At 75.1% G+C, this 24,265-nt stretch carries 14 protein-coding genes; 9 read left to right on the plus strand and 5 right to left on the minus strand.

What is annotated here, in order from left to right:
• Window positions 1-211: 211 nt before the first annotated feature.
• Window positions 212-2,698 (plus strand): DNA helicase PcrA, encoded by a 2,487-nt coding sequence (gene pcrA, locus ACGFS9_RS17295; RefSeq protein ID WP_393254023.1) that lies wholly within the window; start codon window positions 212-214, stop codon window positions 2,696-2,698.
• Between the two features lie 254 nt (window positions 2,699-2,952).
• Here pcrA and ACGFS9_RS17300 read toward each other — a convergent pair whose 3' ends face one another.
• On the minus strand, window positions 2,953-4,698 hold the full coding sequence (locus ACGFS9_RS17300) for a M23 family metallopeptidase (RefSeq protein ID WP_393254025.1): 1,746 nt from the start codon (window positions 4,696-4,698) through the stop codon (window positions 2,953-2,955).
• Window positions 4,699-4,782: 84 nt separating this feature from the next.
• Complete coding sequence (locus ACGFS9_RS17305) at window positions 4,783-5,652, minus strand: esterase/lipase family protein (protein ID WP_393254027.1); 870 nt, start codon at window positions 5,650-5,652, stop codon at window positions 4,783-4,785.
• Between the two features lie 634 nt (window positions 5,653-6,286).
• On the opposite strand from ACGFS9_RS17305, the gene ACGFS9_RS17310 reads away from it, so the two are divergent.
• Complete coding sequence (locus ACGFS9_RS17310; RefSeq protein WP_393254028.1) at window positions 6,287-6,703, plus strand: cobalamin B12-binding domain-containing protein; 417 nt, start codon at window positions 6,287-6,289, stop codon at window positions 6,701-6,703.
• A 622-nt stretch (window positions 6,704-7,325) separates the two neighbouring features.
• On the opposite strand, the gene ACGFS9_RS17315 is transcribed toward ACGFS9_RS17310, so the two are convergent.
• Window positions 7,326-9,134, minus strand: a complete 1,809-nt coding sequence (locus tag ACGFS9_RS17315; protein ID WP_393254030.1) for a DUF5691 domain-containing protein — start codon at window positions 9,132-9,134, stop codon at window positions 7,326-7,328.
• A gap of 292 nt (window positions 9,135-9,426) precedes the next feature.
• Entirely contained in the window at window positions 9,427-10,782 is a 1,356-nt protein-coding gene (locus ACGFS9_RS17320; RefSeq protein ID WP_393254032.1) for an SWIM zinc finger family protein, read from the minus strand.
• A 134-nt stretch (window positions 10,783-10,916) separates the two neighbouring features.
• Between ACGFS9_RS17320 and ACGFS9_RS17325 the strand changes: the two genes are divergently transcribed.
• From ACGFS9_RS17325 to sucD, 6 genes are all read left to right on the plus strand, one after another.
• Window positions 10,917-12,095, plus strand: coding sequence for an AAA family ATPase (locus ACGFS9_RS17325; RefSeq protein ID WP_393254034.1), 1,179 nt, complete (start codon window positions 10,917-10,919; stop codon window positions 12,093-12,095).
• Entirely contained in the window at window positions 12,092-14,830 is a 2,739-nt protein-coding gene (locus tag ACGFS9_RS17330; protein ID WP_393254036.1) for a DUF5682 family protein, read from the plus strand. The genes ACGFS9_RS17325 and ACGFS9_RS17330 overlap by 4 nt, the downstream gene beginning before the upstream one ends.
• Window positions 14,827-15,990, plus strand: coding sequence for a VWA domain-containing protein (locus tag ACGFS9_RS17335; RefSeq protein WP_393254037.1), 1,164 nt, complete (start codon window positions 14,827-14,829; stop codon window positions 15,988-15,990). The genes ACGFS9_RS17330 and ACGFS9_RS17335 overlap by 4 nt, the downstream gene beginning before the upstream one ends.
• A gap of 202 nt (window positions 15,991-16,192) precedes the next feature.
• On the plus strand, window positions 16,193-17,752 hold the full coding sequence (locus ACGFS9_RS17340; RefSeq protein WP_393254039.1) for a hypothetical protein: 1,560 nt from the start codon (window positions 16,193-16,195) through the stop codon (window positions 17,750-17,752).
• Between the two features lie 841 nt (window positions 17,753-18,593).
• The gene (gene sucC / locus ACGFS9_RS17345; protein WP_393254041.1) at window positions 18,594-19,772 is read left to right on the plus strand and encodes an ADP-forming succinate--CoA ligase subunit beta; all 1,179 of its coding nucleotides are present in this window, start codon (window positions 18,594-18,596) and stop codon (window positions 19,770-19,772) included.
• A 21-nt stretch (window positions 19,773-19,793) separates the two neighbouring features.
• The gene (gene sucD / locus ACGFS9_RS17350) at window positions 19,794-20,678 is read left to right on the plus strand and encodes a succinate--CoA ligase subunit alpha (RefSeq protein ID WP_393254043.1); all 885 of its coding nucleotides are present in this window, start codon (window positions 19,794-19,796) and stop codon (window positions 20,676-20,678) included.
• Between the two features lie 124 nt (window positions 20,679-20,802).
• Here sucD and ACGFS9_RS17355 read toward each other — a convergent pair whose 3' ends face one another.
• Window positions 20,803-22,098 (minus strand): helix-turn-helix domain-containing protein, encoded by a 1,296-nt coding sequence (locus tag ACGFS9_RS17355; RefSeq protein WP_393254044.1) that lies wholly within the window; start codon window positions 22,096-22,098, stop codon window positions 20,803-20,805.
• A 108-nt stretch (window positions 22,099-22,206) separates the two neighbouring features.
• Between ACGFS9_RS17355 and ACGFS9_RS17360 the strand changes: the two genes are divergently transcribed.
• A complete protein-coding gene (locus ACGFS9_RS17360; protein WP_393254045.1) occupies window positions 22,207-24,003 on the plus strand; it encodes a DUF6350 family protein in 1,797 nt (598 codons plus the stop codon).
• Window positions 24,004-24,265 lie beyond the last annotated feature (262 nt).

Below are 24,265 nucleotides of genomic sequence, written 5' to 3' on the forward strand. Positions count from 1 at the left end.
CCGTACCCGACCGACTCGGGCGGTATCACCCGGTTCGGGGTGGTGGACCGGGTCCGGTCCGGTGGCCGCCGCGGCCCCCGCCGGGAGCCCGCCGCACCGCCCGCGACGTGCACGTTCCGTCACCCTCCGGTCACGTGTGCGCGCCCGCGTCCCCGCCGGGTTCCCGGGGTGGCCGCGGTGTGTCGGTGGGGCGGCCTAGACTCGGAGAGCGATGAGCAGCCTCTTTGACGACAGCTTCCTGGCGGACCTCAAGCCCTCCGCGGCCCACGAGGACGAGCACCCGCCGCCGCCCGAGGACGAGCACGCGCCGGAGCCGGTCGCGGACGACCTGTTCGGCGGCCGGTTCGACGTGCCGCCGAGCCGCGACGCGTACTACCGCGACGGCGCCGCCCGGCCCGCGGTGGACCCGGCGGCCCTGCTCGACGGGCTGAACGAGAACCAGCGCGCGGCCGTCGTCCACTCCGGCTCCCCGCTGCTCATCGTGGCGGGCGCGGGTTCCGGCAAGACCCGCGTGCTCACCCACCGGATCGCCCACCTGCTCGGCGAGCGCCGGGTCCACCCCGGCCAGATCCTCGCGATCACCTTCACGAACAAGGCCGCGGGCGAGATGAAGGAGCGCGTCGAGCAGCTCGTGGGCCCGCGGGCGAACGCCATGTGGGTGATGACCTTCCACAGCGCCTGCGTCCGCATCCTGCGCCGCGAGAGCAAGCACCTCGGCTTCACCTCCTCCTTCTCGATCTACGACGCCGCCGACTCCAAGCGGCTGATGGCGCTGGTCTGCCGTGATCTCGATCTCGACCCCAAGCGCTTCCCGCCGAAGTCGTTCAGCGCCAAGATCTCGAACCTGAAGAACGAGCTGATCGACGAGGAGGACTTCGCCGCCCAGGCCGCCGACGGCTTCGAGAAGACCCTCGCCCAGGCGTACGCGATGTACCAGTCGCGTCTGCGCGAGGCCAACGCGCTCGACTTCGACGACCTGATCATGACCACGGTCAACATGCTGCGCGCCTTCCCGGACGTCGCCGAGCACTACCGCCGCCGCTTCCGGCACGTCCTGGTCGACGAGTACCAGGACACCAACCACGCGCAGTACGCGCTCGTGCGCGAGCTGGTCGGCACCTCGGAGCACCCCGTCGACGTACCGCCCAGCGAGTTCGACGTGCCGCCCGCCGAACTGTGCGTCGTGGGCGACGCCGACCAGTCGATCTACGCCTTCCGCGGTGCGACCATCCGCAACATCCTCCAGTTCGAGGAGGACTACCCGAACGCGACGACCATCCTGCTGGAGCAGAACTACCGCTCCACGCAGACGATCCTGACCGCCGCCAACGCGGTCATCGAGCGCAACGAGTCCCGCCGCCCCAAGAACCTGTGGACGAACGCGGGCGCCGGATCGAACATCACCGGCTACGTCGCGGACACCGAGCACGACGAGGCGCAGTTCGTCGCCGACGAGATAGACCGCCTCACCGACGCGGGCGAGGCCAAGGCGGGCGACGTCGCGGTCTTCTACCGGACGAACGCCCAGTCCCGCGTCTTCGAGGAGGTCTTCATCCGCGTCGGCCTGCCCTACAAGGTCGTCGGCGGTGTCCGCTTCTACGAGCGCAAGGAGGTCCGGGACGTCCTCGCCTACCTGCGGGTGCTGTCCAACCCGGAGGACTCCGTCCCGCTGCGCCGCATCCTGAACGTGCCCAAGCGCGGCATCGGCGACCGCGCCGAGGCGATGATCGACGCCCTCTCGCAGCGCGAGAAGATCAGCTTCGCGCAGGCCCTGCGCCGGGTCGACGAGGCCTACGGCATGGCCGCCCGCTCGACGAACGCGGTCCGGCGCTTCAACACGCTGATGGAGGACCTCCGCACCGTCGTCGAGTCCGGCGCCGGCCCGGCCACCGTCCTGGAGGCCGTCCTCGAACGCACCGGCTACCTCGCCGAGTTGCAGGCGTCGACCGACCCGCAGGACGAGACCCGGATCGAGAACCTCCAGGAACTCGCCGCGGTGGCGCTGGAGTTCGAGCAGGAGACCGGCGAGGACGAGACCCCGGCCGGACTCTCCGCGTTCCTGGAGCGGGTCGCGCTCGTCGCCGACTCCGACCAGATCCCCGACGAGGAGGACGGCAACGGCGTCATCACCCTGATGACCCTGCACACCGCCAAGGGACTGGAGTTCCCCGTGGTGTTCCTCACCGGCATGGAGGACGGCGTCTTCCCGCACATGCGCGCCCTCGGGCAGGTCAAGGAGCTGGAGGAGGAGCGCCGCCTGGCCTACGTCGGCATCACCCGCGCGCGGGAGCGGCTCTATCTCACCCGGTCCTCGATGCGCAGCGCGTGGGGGCAGCCCTCGTACAACCCGCCCTCCCGGTTCCTGGAGGAGATCCCGGCGACGCACCTCGACTGGAAGCGCACCGGCGCCGTCTCCTCCCAGCCCGCGGGACCGGTCTCCGGCATCGCCGCCTCCCTGTCGTCCTCGCGCGCGCGGTCCGCGGCCTCGGGCGCGTCGGGGTTCGCCACCCGGCGCGTGGCCACCGAGAAGCCGGTCGTCTCGCTGGCCGTCGGCGACCGCGTCACGCACGACCAGTTCGGCCTCGGCACGGTCGTCGGCGTGAAGGGCACCGGGGCCAACGCGGAGGCGACCGTCGACTTCGGCGAACCGAAGCCGAAGCGGCTCCTGCTGCGGTACGCGCCGGTGGAGAAGCTGTAGTCCGGCCGGCCCGACACGGGGTCCGGACCGCGGTGCGCGATCCGGACCGCCCGCGCCGGTGAGACGCGCCTCCGGCCCGGCCGCCGCACGACCGGCCCGGCCGCGGCGCCCGCGCGCGCCGCGGACGACGGCTCAGGGGGACGGAAGGCGGCCGGCGGAATCACGGGCCGGGAGGCACGGCGTCAACAGGCCGTCCGGGCAGACGCCGGGGGGCCGGGCCGCGGAGACGACCGTGCGGCGAGCCGCGCGCCGGGTTACGTGGGGTCCAGCCCGTGGCTGCGCAGCCACGGCAGCGGGTCGATCGCCGCACCGCCGGCCGGGCGGACCTCGAAGTGCAGGTGCGGGCCGGTGGAGTTGCCGGAGTTCCCGGAGAAGGCGATCTGGTCACCGGCCTTCACGGTGGTACCGGAGGACACCTTGTACGTGGAGAGGTGGCAGTACCACGTCTCCGTCCCGTCCTTCGCGGTCACGATCATCATGTTGCCGTAGGCGCTGTTCCACTGCGTCCGGACGGTCCCGTCGGTCGCGGACATCACCGGCGTTCCGTACGACACGGGGAAGTCGATGCCGGTGTGCACCGACATCCAGTTGATGCCCGCCTGGCCGAAGTAGGCGCTGAGCCCCCGCTGCGCCACGGGAAGGGCGAACTTCGGACGCAGCCGCTCCTTGCGGGCCGCCTCCTCCGCCGCCTTCTTCTTCTCCAGGACCTGCTGCGCCTTCAGGTCGATGCGCTCCTGCGTGCGGCTCGCCCGGTCGGCGAAGTCGTCCGCGCCCGCGGACAGGCTCTGCAACTGGGTGTCCAGCTTGTTGTTCGCGGTCGACGGCTTGACCGAGGCGGTGTCCGAGGCGCTGGCCGCCGTGTCCTTGGTGTTGTCCCCGCCGGTACCGCCCACGGAGGCCACCGCGATCCCCGCGACACCCATCACACAGGCCGAGGGCACCGCGACGGTCAGCAGGGCGGAACGTTTCGCGGGAGAGCGTCGGCGGGAGCGGGAGGCCGACCGGGACGCGGCGCGCGGCGCCGGGGCGACCTCCTCCATGCCGTCGATGAGGTGCGTCCCGGGCTCGTCGCCGTACGCCTCGTACGCCTCGAAGCCGTCCCGGGCGCCGCGCTCGTCGCCCTCCTCGTGCGGGAACCCCGTCCCGGACGGGTGGCCGGCCTCGTCGGATCCGTCCTCCGGGGAGTCCGGCCGGCCGTAGGCGTCGGCCTGCTCGAAGGTGGCGGTCGCCTGCTGGTCGAAGGGGACCGCGGCCACCGGTTCGGCCTGCTGCTCGTAGACCTCGGTGGGCGGGTGCGCGTACGCGTCGGCGCCCGGCTGCTCGTAGACCTCGGTCGGCGGATGCTCGTACGCCCCGTAGGCGTCCTGGCCCGGGACGGTGTTCCACTGCGTCGCGTCCCAGGCGCCCGTCTCCTGCGTGGCGGCGTTCCACTGGTGCATCCCGTCGAGCTGCTGCTCGGGAAGGAGCCAGGCGCTCGCGTCCCACTGGCCCGAGGTGTCGTGGGCCGGATGCTGCGCGGGGATGTCGGCGATCTGCTGGTGGCCGGCGCCCCAGGCGGTCGTGTCGTACGCGCCGGTGTCGTAGGCGCCCCGGTGCTGCGCCGCGTACGGATCGCAGGACGCCGTCTGCTGGGCGCCGGTGGTCCACTGCGTGGCGTCGTAGGCGCCGGTTCCGCCCGCCTGGCCCGGCAGTTCGCCGAAGAGGGGGTCGGTGGCGAAGGCCGTGGGGTACGCGCCGGAGTCGAAGGTCGCGGTGGCCTGGGCGCCGTACCCGGTGACGTCACCGTACTGGGCTTCCTGCCCGCCGTACGGCGCGTAGAGCGCCGAGGCCGCATCGGAAGCCGGGGCCGGGGGAGTTGCTGTCCCCGACGGGTGACGGTCGTTCACCAACTTCTCTTTCGCCTCGACAACAGGGGCTGGCAGAGCAGTGCGGCGACTGTACCCGGCGGTATGCGGGCGCGACAATCTTCGGCAGGTTTCCCCCGCGCAGGAAACGGGCATTCGGCCGTGTTTCGGGGGAGGGTGGGCGAGGCTTTGGCCTGGCGTTCGATGAGTGTTCGAAGCCGAGGGGTGCTGAAAGGCGGTTCAGGCGACCGTCAGACCGCCACGGCGGGCCGCGGAACGCGTCGCCGGCTCCGTCGTGTCGAGCGCCTGCCGGATGCCGGTCGCGACGGCCGGGTGCACCGGCAGCGCGAGATGCCCGACGCCGCTCACCCGGACGTTCTGCGCGAGCAGATCGGGATGCTCCACGCAGGCCGACTCCAGCGGGTCCATCAGGTGGTCCAGATCGCTCCAGAAGCCGACGAACCGGGTGCGGCAGCCCGCGGCGGGCCCGCCCAGCTCCTCGATGACCGTGGAGCCGGGGCGCATCTGCCGGACGATCGGGTGCGCGTTCATCAGCGGGGCGACCCGGGTCCCCGCGTGCGGTGTGCCGAGCGTGACGAGCGTGCGGACGTGCCGGTCGCCGCCGAGGCACTGCGCGTAGTAGCGGGCGATCAGGCCGCCGAGGCTGTGGCCCACGACGTCCACGCGGTCGTGGCCGGTGCGCGCGCAGATCTCCTCGATGTGGCGGCCCAGCAGCTCCGCCGCGGTGCGGATGTCGCACGTCAGCGGCGAGTAGTTCAGCGACTCGATGTGCTGCCGGCCGTGCTGGGCGAGGTTGCGGCGCAGCAGGAGGAAGACCGAGCGGTTGTCGATGAAGCCGTGCAGCAGGACCACCGGCGGCCTGTCGTGGGCGGGCAGCCGGGCGGTGGTGTCGTCCTCGGGGGAGGGCAGCGCGGGCGTGACGCGGCGTTCCTGGGTGATGCCGGAGGGATAGAGCAGGAGGTGCCCGGCGAGGATCGCGAACTCCAGAGCCGTCGCCTTCAGCAGGGCCACCGAGAGCCCGGCGAGTTTCGTCGGAAACAGACGCTGACAGAGGGGCAGAAAGGGCGATACCGTCCCAGGGACCTTCATGGCCGACCTCCCGTCGGCACGCGGCAGGACCACTCCGTCCCCCGTGTGCCCTAGTGGACAGCCCTGACCGGGGTGCCGGCGGTGGCGGACGACGCGTACCGGGCGCCGTCGTGCCCTCGCCGGGGTGCCTCGGCACCACGCTGTCCCGCTGACGGCGCGGTGGCGGGGCCACCTGATCGGCGGCTCTCCTTGCGCCGGCTCCGGCGTGGCCCGCACGCCGCACCTGGGTGCGGCGCCGGTGCCGCGATACGGAACCGTGCGCGGCGAACTTGTCCCACTGTGTGATTTCCCCCTCGGTCTCCGTCGCGAAACTGCCGGTTACGGGATGCTGGCGATAACGTTCGTTCACTTCCGTGGTCCACACTGGCCCGGAACGCTTGTGCCGCCTGGCACCCACGGTCCTTCGGATGCGATCCGCCTGCCCGGGGGCGACAGGGGTACGAACGGGCGATAGGTGTCCGTGGTCGGTAGGTGTCGGCGGTCGACAGCGACCGGTCGCTCACGCCTGGTGACCGGTGGTGACGTTTCGTGGTCGCCGGCGGTCGCCGTCGGTGATCGCGGCACCCGCCGCGGGTGCCGTCCGTCGTCGTTGGTGTAGTCGTTGAGTCGGTGTTCTCGCTTCATGGAGGCAGTGATGGGTGTGGCAGCCGGACCGATCCGCGTGGTGGTCGCGAAGCCGGGGCTCGACGGCCATGATCGCGGGGCCAAGGTGATCGCGCGGGCGCTGCGCGACGCCGGCATGGAGGTCATCTACACCGGGCTCCACCAGACCCCCGAGCAGATCGTCGACACCGCGATCCAGGAGGACGCCGACGCGATCGGCCTGTCCATCCTCTCCGGTGCCCACAACACGCTGTTCGCGGCCGTCATCGACCTGCTCACGGAGCGCGAGGCCGAGGACATCAAGGTCTTCGGCGGCGGGATCATCCCCGAGGCGGACATCGCCCCGCTCAAGGAGAAGGGTGTCGCGGAGATCTTCACCCCGGGCGCGACGACCACGACGATCGTCGACTGGGTCCGGGAGAACGTGCGGCAGCCCGCCGGCGCCTGACGCCGCCCGGCTCCGCCGGTGCCTGGTACCTCCGACCCCGTCCGGCTCCGTTCGGCTTCGCGGGGTCCGGAGAACGTACGGCAACTCGTCGGCCCCTGGTGCCGCCGACTCCGTCCGGCTCCTGCGGCGCCTGATGCCGCCGACTCCGTCCGGCTCCTCCGGCGCCTGACGCCGTCGGCTCCGTTCGGCTCCGTTCGGCATCGCGGGGTCCGGAGAACGTACGGCAGCCCGCCGGCGTCTGATGCCGTCGACCTCGTCGGGCCCCCGGACCCCGGCTCCGAGGGGCTCCGGCCGGCGCCCCGGACCTCGGTTCCTCGGCCCGCCCGGGCCCGGCGGAACGTCTCCGGGGTCGGACGCGTGCCCGCGGTGGCGCTCGCCTCGCGCGGTCCCACGTGGCCCGTGCGGGCCCGGAAGCGGGTTGCCCGCGCGCTCCGGCCGGCGCCCCGGACCTCGGTTCCTCGGCCCGCCCGGGCCCGGCGGAACGTCTCCGGGGTCGGACGCGTGCCCGCGGACGGCGACATCCGCCGCCGCGCGGTTCCGGGAGCGGGTGTCCCGCGTGGTCCCGGGGCCCGCGGTCGCCGGGCGGGAGCCGGGGGCCGGGGGCCGTTCGGGACCCGCGACCTCACTGCCCGCGCGCCGGGTCGGTCGGCCCGGCCCCGCCGGCGGGTGTCAGCTCCGCGGCCATCGCCGCCCGTAGCCGCAGCGTCGTGACCAGCCGCTGGAACGCCTCGGACCAGTAGTCGCCGGCGCCGGGTGCCGCGTTCTCCCGCTCGTCCGGGACCGAGGTGAGAGCGTCCAGCCGTGCCGCCTCCGCGGGATCGAGACACCGCTCGGCCAGTCCCATCACGCCACTGAAGCTCCACGGATAGCTCCCCGCGTCCCGGGCGATGTCCAGTGCGTCGACCACCGCCCCGCCGAGGCTCCCGGCCCACGGCACCGCGCACACCCCGAGCAGCTGGAACGCCTCCGACAGCCCGTGCGTCCCGATGAAACCGGCCACCCACCGCGCCCGCTCGTCGGCGTCCAGCGTCCCCAGGAGCCGGGAACGCTCCGCCAGCGACACCGCCCCCGGACCCCCCGCCTCCGGCGCCGAGGGGGACCCGAGCAGCGCCCGCGACCAGCCGGGGTCCCGCTGCCGCACCGCCGCCCGGCACCAGGCCGCGTGCAGCTCCTTACGCCAGTCGTCGGCCACCGGTAGCGCGACGATCTCCTCCGCCGAACGGCCCCCGAACCGCTGCCGCCAGCAGTCGAGCGGTGCGGCCTCCACCACCTGGCCCAGCCACCAGGAGCGTTCGCCCCGGCCCGCCGGCGGCTTCGGCACGACGCCGTCGCGCTCCATGCCGGCGTCGCACTCGTGCGGCGCCTCGACCACGATCGCCGGAGTGCCGCGCAGCCGGTCGACGGCCACGCACGAGGCGGCCCGGGACGCCATCCGCCCGGCGAGCGCGGACGCGGGCAGCGCGGAGAGCAGCTCCGCCGCCGTGGCCCGCACCGTGCGGCTGCGATCCGACAGGGCCCGCTCCAGGAACGGCTCGTCCTCGGCGGCCAGCCCGGACCGCAGCGAGTCGAGGAACATCAGACGGTCCTCGGCCCGCTCCGTCGCCCACGTCGACTCCAGCAACTCCCGTGCCGCGCGCGCATTCCGGGCTCGGACCGCGGTCAGCAGGGCCACCCGCTCGGCGAACAGCCCCTCCTCCCAGAGCCGCCGGACCCGGTCGGCCTCCGCCGCCTCCGGCAGCGCGGCGCCGCCCCCGGCGGCCGACCGCAGCGCGAACCGCCACTCCGGGTTCAGCCGGGCCAGCCACAGCGCCCGCGGCCCGGCGAAGGCCAGGGCCGCCGGGCGCAGGTCCGTGCGTGCCCGGGCGGCGTCGAGCAGCGCGGGCAGCGACTGCGGGGGCGCCGCGAATCCGCGGGCGTTCGCCAGGGCCAGCCACTGAGGCAGCAGTTCCATGAGATCGGGGGCCGCTCCCCGGCGGCCCCCGCCGCCCGTGCCGGGCCGGTCCGCGAGGAGCATCGCCAGCCTGCGGGCGGCGGCCGGCGGCAACGCCGTCCGCCGGTCGGGCGCGGCGGGCTCCAGACGGGCCGCCGCACGGGCCGGCCGCACCCCCGCCCTGCGCCGCACGGTCTCCGTCGCGGCCGCGTCCAGCAGGGCCACCGGCGCGGCCCGTCCCGCCCCCCGCACGGGCGGTGTGCGCCGCTCGGTCCCCAGCAGGGCCGAGGTGACGAGTTCCTCCCAGGAACCCGAGCCGAGAAGGGAGCCGGAGCCGGAGTCGGGGGCTGAGACGGAGTGGGAGTCGGAGTCGGGGGCTGAGACGGAGTGGGAGCGGGAGTCGGAGGCCGAGCCGGAGCCGGCATCGGGGGCGGGGCCGGAACGGGGGTCGGAGCCGGCTCCCGGGCCGGTCGCGGTGGTCGAAGCGGGTGTGGCGTTCATGGGCGTCCTTTCCCCGGAGAGGGCATCGGGCGGCGGGCGGGACGGCGCGGGACGCCGACGGCAGGGCGGGCGGGATGGCGTCGGACGCCGACGGCAGGGCGGCCAGGCGGCGCGCCCGCCCGTCCGGCGTGCGGTCCGCGGAGGAGCGCCGGTTGCGATGGCGGCGGGGCGAGAGGTAACGGGCCCGGACAAGGGGAGGGGCCCGCCTCCGCCGCACGGCTCCCGATCGGGTGACTGGGGCACGTGGAAGCGTCGGCCGCGGTGGCCGGGACCGCCCGCCGCGCGCCGGTGCTCAGCACAGCGGCACCGCCTCGCCCCCGCCCTGCGGCCACGCCGTCAGGGGAGCGAAGCCGCGGTGGCCGCACTCGCCGAAGACCGTGACCGGTGCTCCGCCGGAGAGGGCGACCAGCCGCCACAGCTCGGGGCGCGACCGCGAGGACGGTGCCAGAGGGAGCGCGAACTCGCCTTCCGCGTCCGCCAGTTGCCAGGAGTCTCCGTCCGGTGTCGGTATGACGGGGCCCAGCGTGACCGGCCACGACTCCAGCCAGGGATCGGCGCACAGCGCCTCCCCGTAGCGGGTGGCCGCCTCGGCGGCGGTCAGGCCCGCGGGGCGGGTGGCCGAGGGCACGGGAGGCGAGAAGCGCTCGCCCAGAGCCACCCGCAGCCGGCCCGCGCCCGGATACGAGGACACCTCCGCCTCGAAGGCCAGACCCACCGGAAGCGCCTGCTCGGGAGCCCGGCCGGCCGCTCCGTAGGACAGCAGGAGGGCGGTACGGCCCGTGCCGGTGCCGTGCAGCCAGATCCGGCGCGTGGTGAGCTTCGCGTCCGCCGTGTCGTACTGCGCGAGCACCAGCCAGCGGTCGCGCACCGGCGGTCCGTCGGCCGCCGCGGGCAGCCCGACCCGCGAACGCACCGTCGCGGCGAGGTCCTGCGGCAGCTCCGCGCGGCGCAGCCAGCCCTGGTCCAGCAGGTGCAGCAGGGCGCACTCCTCCAGCAGGCGCTCCGGCCAGCCGGGACCCGACGCCGGGATCGCACCCAACTCCCGTACCCGGGAAGCCAGACCGGGCGCCTGCGCGTCGACCATCCGGGCCGCCGTCTCCTCCCACATCCCGTACCCGGCGCGCTCCGCCGCGGCGAGGCCGCCGCGCACCAGATCGGCCAGCCGCTGCTCCAGCTCCACCGTCCCCGCGCCGATCCGCTCGGCCCGGCGCTCCGCCCGCCGCCGCGCGGCCCCGGCATCACCCGACGAGGATGCCCCGGGCGCCCCGGCCCCCGCCCTCCCCTCCCGGCCGCGAGCGCGCCGCCCGGCCAGCCACTCCTCGGCCCAGTCCGGCGCCCGCCCCGGAGCCACCGCACCGTCCTCGCCCGACCAGAGCAGCAGCAGTCCCAGCGCGTGCTTGCACGGGAACTTCCGGCTCGGGCAACTGCACTTGTACGCCGGCCCCGCGGCGCCCGCGACGTCCACCACCGTCCGGTACGGCGTACTGCCGCTTCCCTTGCACAGTCCCCACACCGCCCCCTCGTCCGAACTGCCCGGCTGCGACCACGGTCCGGCCGCGCCGAGCTTGCTCCCCGCCTTGCGTGACGCGGCGTCAGGCGCCAGTGCCAGCACCTGATCCGCCGTCCAGCGCACCGCCTGCTGTGTCATGCGTCCGAAGGTAGATCGGGCCACTGACAATCGGCCGTTCCGAGGTCGTTCGCGCAGGTCAGAGCCGATTGTCAGTGGTGTGGTGCACGGTGGAGCCAGATCCGAAACCGGCCGAGCTGGAGGGGGACCGAGCCATGTCCGTGTCCGTTGAACCGACGTCCGCGCAGCGCGCGGAGACGACCGCGGGGGCCGCCGCGAGCGGACGGAGCGCGGGGAGCGGGGGAGTCGCGGAAGGCGAGGCGCTGCGACCGCACGCCGAGCACGCCTTCGCCGCCGAACTCGCCGCGCTGGCCGCGCAGGACGACCGGCCGCGCCCGGCCCGCTGGCGGCTGTCGCCGTGGGCCGTGGCCACCTACCTGCTCGGCGGCACCCTGCCGGACGGCACGGTGATCACGCCCAAGTACGTGGGGCCGCGCCGCATCGTCGAGGTCGCCGTCACCACCCTCGCCACCGACCGGGCGCTGCTGCTGCTCGGCGTGCCCGGGACCGCCAAGACCTGGGTGTCGGAGCACCTGGCCGCCGCGGTCAGCGGCGACTCGACGCTGCTCGTCCAGGGCACGGCCGGCACCCCGGAGGAGGCCATCCGCTACGGCTGGAACTACGCCCGGCTGCTCGCCCACGGGCCCAGCCGGGACGCCCTCGTGCCGAGCCCCGTCATGCGGGCGATGGCGGAGGGCATGACGGCGCGCGTCGAGGAGCTGACCCGCGTGCCCGCGGACGTGCAGGACGGCCTCATCACGATCCTGTCCGAGAAGACCCTGCCCATACCGGAGTTGGGCCAGGAGGTGCAGGCCGTCCGCGGGTTCAACCTGATCGCCACGGCCAACGACCGCGACCGCGGGGTCAACGAACTGTCGAGCGCGCTGCGCCGCCGCTTCAACACGGTGGTGCTGCCGCTGCCCGAGAGCGCCGACGCCGAGGTCGACATCGTCTCGCGCCGGGTCGACCAGATCGGCAGGTCCCTCGACCTGCCCGCGGTACCCGAGGGCGTCGAGGAGATCCGCCGCGTCGTCACGGTCTTCCGCGAGCTGCGGGACGGGATCACCGCCGACGGCCGGACGAAGCTCAAGTCGCCGAGCGGCACCCTGTCCACGGCGGAGGCGATCTCCGTCGTCACCAACGGACTCGCCCTGGCGGCCCACTTCGGCGACGGAGTCCTGCGCGCCGGCGACGTCGCGGCGGGCGTCCTCGGCGCCGTCGTCCGCGATCCGGCGGCCGACCGGGTGATCTGGCAGGAGTACCTGGAGGCGGTCGTCCGCGAGCGCGAGGGCTGGAAGGACTTCTACCGGGCCTGCCGCGAGGTGAGCGCATGAGCGGACTGCCCGAGGGCGGGGCGGCCGGCGGCCCGCCGCCGGGGGCCGACCGGCGCCCGGGGCCCCTGCTGCTGGGCGTACGGCATCACGGGCCCGGCTCGGCCCGCGCCGTACGCGCCGCGCTGGAGGCGGCCGGACCGCGGGTCGTCCTCATCGAGGGGCCACCCGAGGCGGACCCGCTCGTGCACCTGGCCGCGGACCCGGACATGCGGCCCCCGGTCGCGCTCCTCGCCCACGCCGTCGACGAACCGGGCCGGTCGGCCTTCTGGCCGCTCGCCGAGTTCTCCCCCGAGTGGGTCGCGCTCCGCTGGGCCCTGGACCACGGGGTGCCGGCCCGCTTCGTCGACCTCCCCGCGGCCCACTCGCTGGCCTACGAGCCGGAGACGGCCCGCGCGGCGGAGGAGCGGCCGGCCGGCACCCCGCCCGGCGCCCCCGGCGCCGCGGCGCCGGACGGCTCCGCTCCCCGTGCACCCGCGGACGCCGCCCGTCCCCGGGGCGCAGCCGACCCGGCGGGTCCGGCCGGGAGCGGCGGTCCGCCCGATCCGGCGAGCGGAACCGGCCCACCGGAGCACGCCGGGAACCCCGCCCGGCAGGAGGCCGATGCCGCCGCCGAGGCCGTGCGGGTCGACGCGCTCGCGGTGCTCGCCGAGACCGCGGGGTACGACGACCCGGAGCGCTGGTGGGAGGACGTGGTCGAGCACCGGTCCGAGACGGCGGGCGACCCGTTCGCCCCGTTCACCGTGCTGGAAGAGGCGATGACCGCCCTGCGCGAGACCTACGGAACCGGCGGACACGAGCGGGACGGGGTGCGCGAGGCGTACATGCGGCTCCAGATCCGTTCGGCGCAGCGCGAGTTCGGGGACGACGTCGCCGTGGTGTGCGGGGCCTGGCACGTGCCCGCGCTGCGGAGGAAGGCCGCCGTCGGCGCGGACCGGGCGCTGCTGAAGGGCCTGCCGAAGGTGAAGACCGACCTGACCTGGGTGCCCTGGACCCACCGCAGGCTCGCCCGCTCCAGCGGATACGGGGCGGGCATCGACTCCCCCGGGTGGTACGGGCACCTCTTCGGCGCCGCCGACCGGCCGATCGCCCGCTGGATGACGAAGGTCGCCCGGCTGCTGCGCGACGAGGACCGCGGCGTCTCCTCGGCCCACGTCATCGAGGCCGTCCGGCTGGCGGACACGCTCGCCGCGATGCGCGGACGCCCGCTCGCCGGGCTGACCGAGACGACCGACGCCGTCCGCGCGGTGATGTGCGAGGGCTCGGACGTCCCGCTCGCGCTGGTGCGCGACCGACTCGTCGTCGGCGACGTCCTCGGGGAGGTGCCGCCGTCCGCTCCCGCCGTGCCGCTGCAACGCGACCTGACGCGGTCGCAGCGCGGACTGCGGCTCAAGCCCGAGGCGAGAGAGCGGGAACTCGAACTCGACCTGCGCAAGGAGACCGACGCGGGCCGCGGCAGGCTGCTGCACCGGCTGCGTCTGCTCGGCGTCGGCTGGGGCGAGCCCACCGCTTCCCGCGCCGGCACCGGCACCTTCCGGGAGACCTGGCGGCTGCGCTGGCAGCCGGAGTTGTCCGTGCGGGTCGCCGAGGCCGGCGTGTGGGGCACGACCGTCCTGGCCGCGGCGACCGCCAAGGCCGAGGCGGACGCGGTCGCCGCGCCCGCCCTCGCCGACGTCACCGCGCTCGCCGAACGCTGCCTTCTCGCCGAACTCCCCGACGCACTGCCCGTGGTGATGCGGGTGCTCGCCGACCGGGCCGCCCTCGACGCCGACGTCGGCCACCTCGCGCAGGCCCTGCCGGCACTCGTCCGATCCCTGCGCTACGGCGACGTGCGCGGAACCGACACCCACGCCCTCGCCGAGGTCGCCGCCGGTCTCGCCGAGCGCGTCTTCGTCGGCCTGCCGCCCGCGTGCGCCGCTCTGGACCCGGACGCCGCGGCGGAGATGCGCGGCCACGTGGACGCGGTGCACGGGGCGGTGCGGCTGCTCGGCGAGACCACCGGCGACGACGGCGCGGCCCACGGCGGGCGCGGCGGCGTCCGAGATCGCTGGCACGCCGTCCTGCGCACCCTCGCCGTGCGGGACACCGTGCCGGGCGTGGTCAGGGGCCGCGCGGTCCGGCTCCTGCTGGACGAGGGCGAGCTGGCCGCGGACGAGGCGGCACGGCTCATGGGCCTGGTGCTGTCCCCGGGCACCGAGCCGGCCGACGCGGCCACCTGGATCGAGGGCTTCGTCGGCGGCGCCTCGGGCGGCGGCATGCTGCTGGTACATGACGAACGCCTCCTCGGACTCGTCGACACCTGGCTGACCGCGGTGCCCGCGGACGCGTTCACCGACGTGCTGCCGCTGCTGCGGCGGACGTTCTCGGCGTACGAGGCGGGAGTGCACCGCACCCTGGGCGAACTCGTCCGGCGCGGCCCGGCGGCCCGGACGGCCGCCGCGGTCGCCGGTTCCGGTCTCGCCGGCTTCGCCCCCGACCTCGACACCGGGCGGGCGCAGGCCGTCCTCCCGGTACTGGCCCAGCTGCTCGGCCTCGGCGAGCCGGCCGCCGCCGGGACCGGTGCCGCCGGCCCGGCAGCGGGTGCGGGGGAAGGCTCCGGGCCGGGACCCGACGGCGGGCCGCGGGCCGGCTCCGGGGCCGGCAGCGCAACCGACGGCACGGCCGGCACCGAGGCCCCGTCCACCGGACGGACCGGCCCGGCACGCCACGACAACGAGCTTGCGAGGGTGACCCCATGAACGAGTCGGCAACGCGTGCCGGGGACGAGCGGCTGCGCCGCTGGCGGCTGGTGCTCGGCGGCGGCGACGCCGACGGCACCGGGTGCGCGCTCTCCGGGACGGACGCGGCGATGGACGGGGCGCTCGGCGCGCTCTACGGGAAGGAGGGCGGGGGACGTCGGGGGAAGGACCGTTCCGCCGGGCTCGGCGCCTCGGCACCGAGCGTCGCCCGCTGGCTCGGCGACATCCGGACCTACTTCCCGTCCTCCGTCGTCCAGGTGATGCAGCGGGACGCCATCGACCGGCTCGGACTCTCCGCGCTGCTCCTGGAGCCCGAGATGCTGGAGGCGGTGGAGGCCGACGTCCATCTCGTGGGCACACTCCTGTCGTTGAACAAGGCCATGCCGGAGACGACCAAGGAGACCGCGCGAGCCGTGGTGCGCCGGGTGGTCGAGGACCTGGAGAAGCGACTGGCGACCCGTACCCGGGCGACCCTGACCGGCGCGCTCGACCGCAGCGCCCGGATCAGCCGGCCCCGCCACCACGACATCGACTGGAACCGCACGATCGCCGCGAACCTCCGGCACTACCTGCCCGAGCAGCGCACGATCGTGCCCGAGCGGCTGATCGGCTACGGGCGGGCCTCCCAGTCGGTGAAGAAGGACGTCGTCCTCTGCATCGACCAGTCGGGGTCGATGGCCGCGTCCGTCGTCTACGCGTCCGTGTTCGGAGCGGTCCTCGCCTCGATGCGGTCGATCGCCACCCGGCTCGTCGTCTTCGACACGGCGGTCGTCGACCTCACCGACCAGCTCGACGATCCCGTCGACGTCCTCTTCGGCACGCAGCTCGGCGGCGGTACCGACATCAACAGGGCGCTCGCGTACTGCCAGTCGCAGATCACCCGGCCCGCCGACACCGTCGTCGTCCTGATCAGCGACCTGTACGAGGGCGGCATCCGGGACGAGATGCTGAAGCGGGTCGCGGCGATGAAGGCGTCGGGGGTGCAGTTCGTGACGCTGCTCGCGCTGTCCGACGAGGGCGCGCCCGCATACGACCGGGAGCACGCCGCCGCCCTGGCCGCGCTCGACGCACCGGCGTTCGCCTGCACGCCCGATCTGTTTCCCGAGGTCATGGCGGCGGCGATCGAGAAACGGCCGCTTCCGATACCGGACCCGCGATGACGACTTGCCGCATACCGGACATGAATACCCAACGGTAACAGGGGACTTGCGCCACCTCGGGAGTCCCGTGCGAGGATCGAAGCGGCCGAAGCGTCCCGTTCCGCCGCCTGCTCGCGGACCGCGGCCGGGCCGGTCCGGTGCGCGGCCCCGCGTTCGTCCGCGGCCCCTTCGTGTCCCTTCGCACGGGAGGACCCTCCCCGTCTTGTCCCGCTCAGTGGCGTCGTCGGATGCCGTCCCGCGCCCCGCGCGCGGTACGGCGGGCCGGTACGCGCTCCGAGCGGTGCTGCTGGCCGGTGTGCTGCCGGCGCTCGGTTTCCTCCTCGGAGGCCAGGCCCACGCCGCCGAAGGGCCGGCGTCCCCGGCCCGGCCGACGCGACAGGCGGCGGCCGACGCGGCCGGCGTGCTCTCCGCGCCCCGCGCCCTGGCGGACCGGCTGCCGATCCCGGCCGTGCGGGCCGGCCAGGTGCGTCGAGCCGACGGCGCGGTGGCGGTGGCGGCGGCGCGCGACGAGCGGACCGGTGTGACCGAGCGAACCCGGGCGACACGACCGGCCGAGGTGGCGCGACCGACCGAGGTGGCGGGATCAGCCCAGGCTGCGAACAAGCTGCCTGAGGTGACGAATCCGGCCGAGGCTGCGGGATCGGCCGAGTTTGCGAAGGTGCTGCCCGAGGTGGCGAATCCGGCCGAGGTGACGAACCTGCCCGTGGTGGCGAACCCGGCCGAGGTTGCGAAGGTGCTGCCCGAGGCGACGAACCTGCCCGAGGTGACGAATCCGGCCGAGGTGACGAACCTGCCCGTGGTGGGGAGTCCGGCCGAGGCTGCGAAGACGGCCGACGCGACCGGGTACGGAGCGGCGGCGTCGGACGGGACGCGGGGCGTTCCGGGCGGCGGCGCGACGGGATCGCGCACGCTCGCAACCCTGCAGCAGGCGCCCGTCCCGGCGCCCGTCCCGCACCTCCCCTCCGCCGCGTCCGTCGTCCCGTCCACGCCGGCCTCCTTCCTCCGCTCCGCTCCCGTCGATCTCGGGCCCGTCGATCTCGGGCCCGTCGATCTCGGGCCCGAAGGTCTCGGGCTCGTCGACCTCGGGGCCGTGGACTCCGGTGTCGGCCTGGTCGACGGGACCGTGCGATCGGTGGTCGAGGCGGTGCGGCGGACGACGGCGGCGACCGTGACCGGCGAGCCCCTCCTTCCCGTGCTGGAGCGCTCGGTCCAGGACCTGGTGCTCCCGGTCCTCGCAGCCGTCGAGGGGCCTCTCCCTTCGCTCCCCGTCCTGCCGGCGCCCCCGTCGGGTGCCGACGCGACGAACCCGTCCCGGGTCGAGTCCGCGGCGCCGCCGCGTGGTGCGCGGGTGGAGTGGCCCGGTGCGGCCGGAGCGGTCCGCGGGGCGCGGCCGGAAGCGGTCGCCGGTGGCGCGGCAGCGCCGAACGGGTCCCCCGCCGCCGTGCCGGCCGCCGCGCCGACGGTTCCGGCGACGTACGGGCCGGTGCCGGCCGGGGTGCGGAGCGGGAACGCCGTGGCGAAGCCCCGCCCCGACGGGGCGGGTGCGGGCCGGGCGGGCGCCCGGCGCCCGCACCCGTCCGGCGAGAGCGGTGACGCCGGCGGCCGGTCCGCTCTCGACGACACGGCCCAGCGCCACGCACCGGTCCCCGCCGTCGCGCCGGACCGCGGAACCATCCAGCGCCTTGGGCGCGGCGTCCCGGCCGCGACGACGACGGGCGCGACGCGGGACCGCAACCGGGACGTTCCCCTCTTCCCCGGCTGACGCCCGCCGCGGAGTCGGTGTGCCGCCGGACGGCGCGCACGGGGCGCGCCCGACCGGATGACGACGGCGGACGGGCTCGGCGGAGCCGTCGCGCCCGTGCCGGTCGGCGCGTCAGCCCGCGCCGGTAGGGCGGTACGGCGTCCGTGGCACCGCGGTGTCCCCGCGGACGGCCCCGCCTTCGGCTCGGTGCCGTAGCGGAGCCGCCTCCCCCCCCCCCCCCCCCCCGACACGCGGTTCGGCACGGTCCGGCAGGCACGGCACCGCATGACCGGGGCACCTGAATGGGCATGGGCATGACGGAAGTGCCCCGCCGCACACCGCACCACGCCACGACCGCACACCGCACCACGCCACGACCGCGTGACGCCTGGTCGCCCAGTGCCACCCGATGTCACCGGACTGCACCACCGCACCGCAGCGCAGGACCGCCCGGCCGGCCCGGGCGGCGCGCGGCGGTGGCGGCCCGACCGCTTCCGCGAGGCCATGGGCCGGAGGACCGGAATCCACCGGACCCCCCGGCCGTCATCCCGCGGAAGGGCCGGACGGCCCCCATTGGGGTGGGGGCCGTCCGCCCTGGGCCCTTCGGGGCCGTCAGAGGGGCCTCACCAGGCAAACCCCAGCCTGGTGGGGTCCCGTCCGGCCCGATCTGTGACAGGTATCACCGCTCAGGTGTGATCTGCGATTTAGGGACCCGCGTCCAGCGGCGATAACCTGCGAGACGGACATGCCGCGCGCTCGGACATCGTGTGCGCCACCCTTGTGACAGCGGACGTCACGTTGCCCTTCGCGGCACGCCCACGCAGACAACGAACCGCGAGATCACTGATAGGGACGGACGCGCGTGGACCTGTTCGAGTACCAGGCGAGGGACCTCTTCGCCAAGCACGGTGTACCGGTGCTGGCCGGTGAAGTCATCGACACGCCTGAGGCAGCCCGCGAGGCGACCGAGCGTCTTGGCGGCAAGTCCGTCGTCAAGGCCCAGGTGAAGGTCGGCGGCCGAGGCAAGGCCGGCGGCGTCAAGCTCGCCGCCACCCCGGACGAGGCCGTCGCCCGGGCGACGGACATCCTCGGCATGGACATCAAGGGCCACACGGTCCACAAGGTGATGATCGCCGAGACCGCACCCGAGATCGTCGAGGAGTACTACGTCTCGTACCTCCTCGACCGCACGAACCGCACCTTCCTCGCCATGGCGTCCGTCCAGGGCGGCGTGGAGATCGAGGTCGTGGCGGAGGAGAACCCCGAGGCCCTGGCCAAGGTGCCGGTCGACGCCAATGAGGGCGTCTCGATCGAGAAGGCCCGCGAGATCGTCGCGCAGGCGAAGTTCCCGGCCGAGGTCGCGGAGCAGGTCGCCGAGATCCTGGTGACGCTGTGGGACACCTTCATCAAGGAGGACGCCCTCCTCGTCGAGGTGAACCCGCTCGCCAAGGTCGCCTCCGGCAAGGTCATCGCCCTCGACGGCAAGGTCTCCCTCGACGAGAACGCCGAGTTCCGCCAGCCGGACCACGAGGCGCTCGTCGACCACGCGGCGGCCAACCCGCTCGAGGCCGCCGCCAAGGAGAAGAACCTCAACTACGTCAAGCTCGACGGCGAGGTCGGCATCATCGGCAACGGCGCGGGTCTCGTCATGAGCACCCTCGACGTCGTCGCGTACGCCGGTGAGAACCACGGTGGCGTGAAGCCCGCCAACTTCCTCGACATCGGCGGCGGCGCCTCCGCCGCGGTCATGGCGAACGGCCTGGAGATCATCCTCGGCGACCCGGACGTCAAGTCCGTGTTCGTCAACGTCTTCGGTGGCATCACCGCCTGTGACGAGGTCGCCAACGGCATCGTCCAGGCGCTCCAGCTGCTCAAGGACAAGGGCGAGGACGTCACCAAGCCGCTGGTCGTGCGTCTCGACGGCAACAACGCCGAGCTGGGCCGCAAGATCCTGTCGGACGCCAACCACCCGCTCGTGCAGCGCGTGGACACCATGGACGGTGCGGCCGACAAGGCCGCCGAGCTCGCGGCCGCGAAGTAAGGGACGAGGGACTAAACAGCCATGGCTATCTTCCTCAACAAGGACAGCAAGGTCATCGTCCAGGGCATGACCGGTGCCACGGGCATGAAGCACACCAAGCTCATGCTCGCGGACGGGACGAACATCGTCGGCGGCGTGAACCCGCGCAAGGCGGGCACCTCCGTCGACATCGACGGCACCGAGATCCCCGTCTTCGGCACGGTCGCCGAGGCCATGGAGAAGACCGGCGCCAACGTGTCCGTCCTCTTCGTGCCGCCGGCCTTCGCCAAGGCCGCCGTGGTCGAGGCGATCGACGCGGAGATCCCCCTCGCGGTCGTCATCACCGAGGGCATCGCCGTCCACGACTCCGCCGCCTTCTGGGCGTACGCGACGTCGAAGGGCAACAAGACCCGCATCATCGGCCCGAACTGCCCCGGCCTCATCACGCCGGGCCAGTCCAACGCCGGCATCATCCCGGGCGACATCACCAAGCCGGGCCGCATCGGCCTGGTCTCGAAGTCCGGCACGCTGACGTACCAGATGATGTACGAGCTGCGTGACATCGGCTTCTCGTCCGCCGTCGGCATCGGTGGCGACCCGGTCATCGGCACGACGCACATCGACGCGCTCGCCGCGTTCGAGGCCGACCCCGACACCGACCTGATCGTCATGATCGGCGAGATCGGCGGCGACGCCGAGGAGCGGGCCGCGGACTTCATCGCGAAGAACGTGACCAAGCCGGTCGTCGGCTACGTCGCGGGCTTCACCGCGCCCGAGGGCAAGACCATGGGCCACGCCGGCGCCATCGTCTCCGGCTCCTCCGGCACGGCCGCCGCGAAGAAGGAGGCCCTGGAGGCCGCCGGTGTCAAGGTCGGCAAGACGCCGACCGAGACGGCCAAGCTCGCGCGCGAGATCCTCGCGGGCTGATCTGCCGCACGGCACACACGCCGGTGGGGCCCGCACCCTGGGGGGTGCGGGCCCCACCGGCGTTCCCGGTGCCGGATGCCATGTGCCGGTGCCGGACGGCGGGTGCTCCGCCGCGGCCGGGGGTTCAGCGGATGCCGGGGACCAGCCGTTCGGGGCCGCTCGACGTCAGGGAGCGCAGCTTGTCGCGCAGGACCAGCTCGTCCTCGGAGAGCGGGCCGGGTGCGGAGCGGGGCGGCAGCCCGCGGACGGTCTCGGGCGGCGACAGCGGCGCCTCGTAGTGGTCCGGCGCCGTCCGCAGGGTCAGCGCCGTCACGCCGATGAGCAGCACCGTGAACGCGATCGCCCCGCGCGTCCACTGCCGGGCGCGGCGCTCGCCGTGGTCGCGGACCGTGCCGGGCTTCGCCGCGCGCGGGCGCTGCGTGCTCGCGAGTTCGGCGAGCCGCCGGTGCAGGTCCTCCGGAAGCGCCAGTTCGGGCAGCCGCTCCGCGACGGCCTCCCGGGCGTGCAGCACCCGGTTGGCCGCCGCGGGCGTGCTCGCCTCGGTCTCGGCCGCGGTCTCCGGAAGTCCGAGTCCGACACCGTCGTAGAGCAGCAGGGTGCGCCGGTAGACGGGCGGCAGGTCGAGCAGGGCGGCGAGCAGCGCGCGGTCCGCGGCGTCAGCGGGCGGGGCTTCGGGGTGCCGGTGGCGCGGGCGCAGCCGGTGCCAGGGGGAGAGCGCGTACTCGTACGCCGTCGCCCGCACCCAGCCCGCCGGGTCACGGTCCACGGCCACCTCGGGCCAGCGGTGCCAGGCCAGTTGGAAGGCGTGCTCCACGGATTCGCGGGCCAGCTCCCGCCGACCGGTCAGCAGATAGGTCTGCCGGACGAGTGCGGGGGCGCAGAACGCGTAGAGGGCGTCGAATGCCTGAGCGGGTGTCAGCGACGGCTCCCGTCCACCGCCGCCCTCCTCCGCGGAGGTGTCGTCCCGGCCGGTCGCCCGGGGGCCGTTCCGGCCGTCGTCCCCGTCCCGCCCGGCGTCCGGTTCCGCCCGGTGCGGTGCCGTGCCGTCCCGGGCCGGGGTGCCGGCGGACCGGCGCCCGTCCGCCCCGGGGCGGTCCTCGCCGCGGGGGCCCCGGTCCCGTTCCCCGGCGGTGCGGTGCGCCGCCGACGGTGTCGTCCCCGCCCCCACGAGGGCGGGTGCGGGGCCTTCCTGACGGCCGCTCATCGTGCCGTCCGCGGGGGCCGTCCCCACGCCGAGCAGCTTCACGTACGCCTCCAGCTTGCGGCCTCGTGGTGTCGTGCGGCCGGTCTCCCACGAGCGCACCGTCGCCCGGCTGACCCCGATCCGGGCCGCCAGCGCCGCCTGGGTGAGGGACCGGGCCTCCCGCAGGCGGCGGCGCTCCTTCGGCGCGGGCAGCGGGGTGGCGGGGCTCTGTGTCATGTCGGATCCCACAGGGCGCCCTTTCATACGAAAAAGTACATAACGGTATCTTGGGCGACACTTCGGGGGTTCGCCTGTTACGACGAGAAAGCGCGTGTCGTTGGGAGCATGACGGGTGTGACCCACAACACCGACCGCAGGCTCCCGTTGTCACTCCTGCTCACCCGGATGCGCGGCCGATCACCCGGTCTGGCCGCGGGCCTCACGGGTGGCGTCCTCGCCGCGGGCCTCGGGCTCGGCTCGATCGCCGTCCTCGTCATGGTGCTGTGGATCAGCTCGCCCTACCCCGACAGCGGGCCGGACGGAGCGCTGCACGTCGCCGCCGCGCTCTGGCTCCTCGCGCACGGCGTCGAGCTGATCCGCACCGACACCGCGTCCGGCCTGCCGATGCCGGTGGGGGTGACCCCCCTGCTGCTGCTGTCCCTCCCGGTCTGGCTGCTGCACCGGGCCGCACGCGAGGCGGCCGACGCGACGGCGGAGGCGTCGCCCCGCACCGCCTGGGCGGGGGTGGTGGGCGGCTACCTGGCGGTCGGCTGGGCCACGGCCCTCTACGCCTCGGGAGGCGAGCTGCGCCCCTCCTGGCCGTGGGCCCTGGTCGCCCTCCCGCTGCTCGCGGCGGGCGCCGCCGGAGCGGGGGTCTGGACGGCGTACGGGCGGCCGTGGGGCCCGATGCCGCGATGGCTGAGGCAGGTGACGGGCGCCGCGCCCGTCACTCGCGCGTACCCGCTCTCCGGCCTGCGGCGTCTGGCCGCCGGCCAGGACGACCGGGTGCTTCGGGGAGCGGCACGGGCCGCCGCGGCCGGGGCCGCCGTCCTCGTCGGCGGCGGGGCGCTGCTGGTGGCCGTGTCGTTGGTGTGGCACGGGGGAGCGGCCCGCGGTTCGTTCCTCCAGCTCACCGGTGTGTGGTCGGGACGGTTCGCCGTCCTGCTGCTGTGCGTCGCCCTGATCCCGAACGCGGCGGTCTGGGGCGCCTCGTACGGGCTCGGGCCGGGTGTCGTCCTCACCGCCGGGCACGTCGCGGGTCCGCTCACCGCGGCGGCCTCCGGGGCCCGCGTGCCGACGGACCTGCTGCCCGCGTTCCCGCTGCTCGCCGCGGTGCCGGGGACGGGCTCCGGCGAGCCGCTGAACTGGCTGAGCGGCGCGGTGCCGGTGGCCGCCGGCGCGACGGTGGCGTGGTTCGTGGTCAAGGCGGGCGCCGCACAGGACGCGGAACCCTGGTCGCGCGGCCGGACGCTGTCCGCCGTGGGCCTCGCGGCGGTGTTGTGCGGGGTGCTGCTCGGCGTGCTCGCCGGGCTCGCCGGCGGGCCGCTGGGGGTGGCCGCCCTGGCGCACTTCGGGCCCGTGTGGTGGCAGGTGGGGCCGGCGGCTGCGCTCTGGACGGCGGTGGTCGCGGCACCCGTCGCGGTGGGGGTGCACGCGTGGCGGGGCAGGGGCGTCCCGGCACCGGAGCGCGCGCCCGCCGGTCGCCGGGCGCCCGCCCGGCCGGCGGCACCGTCCCGTCCGCGGGCGGGCCGGTGGAGGTCCGCGTGGGTGCCCTGGCGCCGGACGGCGCCCGCCGCCTCCGCGCCGGCCGCGCCGACGCCGCTGCCGTCACCGTCACCGCCGGCCGGGACCGGACCGGCGGCGCCCGCCGGACCGGCGGCCGGCGTGACCGTGCCGGACGACGGGGAGCCTTACGAGTTCCTGTCCGGCGGTGCCGCGCCGGCCGCCTGGCACGAGGACGCGCCGCGGGAGGAACGCTGGGCGGCGCTGCGGAAGGCCGCCGGGCTCGACGGCCCGGCGGGGTCCGCACCCGACGGCCGGGCCGGGCCGCTGGGCGGTGACACCCCGGACGGAGCCGGCGGCCCGCCGGACGCCGACGCGGACGCCGGCCCGCCGGACGCAAGCCGGGACCGGACGGCCTGAGCGACGGGAACGGGGGCCGCCTCCCCGTGCGGCAGGCGAGCACGGACGGCCCGGACCCGTTCTCCGGGCGGCGGGCCGGGGATGGACGGACCGGGGCCCGTTCTCCGCACGGGCGGGCCGGAGGAACGGGAGACGTCTCCCCGAGCGGTAACCGAGACGGACGGCCCGGGGCCCGTTCTCCGCACGGGCGGGCCGGAGGAACGGGAGACGTCTCCCCGAGCGGTAACCGAGACGGACGGCCCGGGGCCCGTTCTCCGCACGG

The organism is Streptomyces sp. NPDC048566 (assembly GCF_043199735.1).
Taxonomy (GTDB): Bacteria; Actinomycetota; Actinomycetes; order Streptomycetales; family Streptomycetaceae; genus Streptomyces.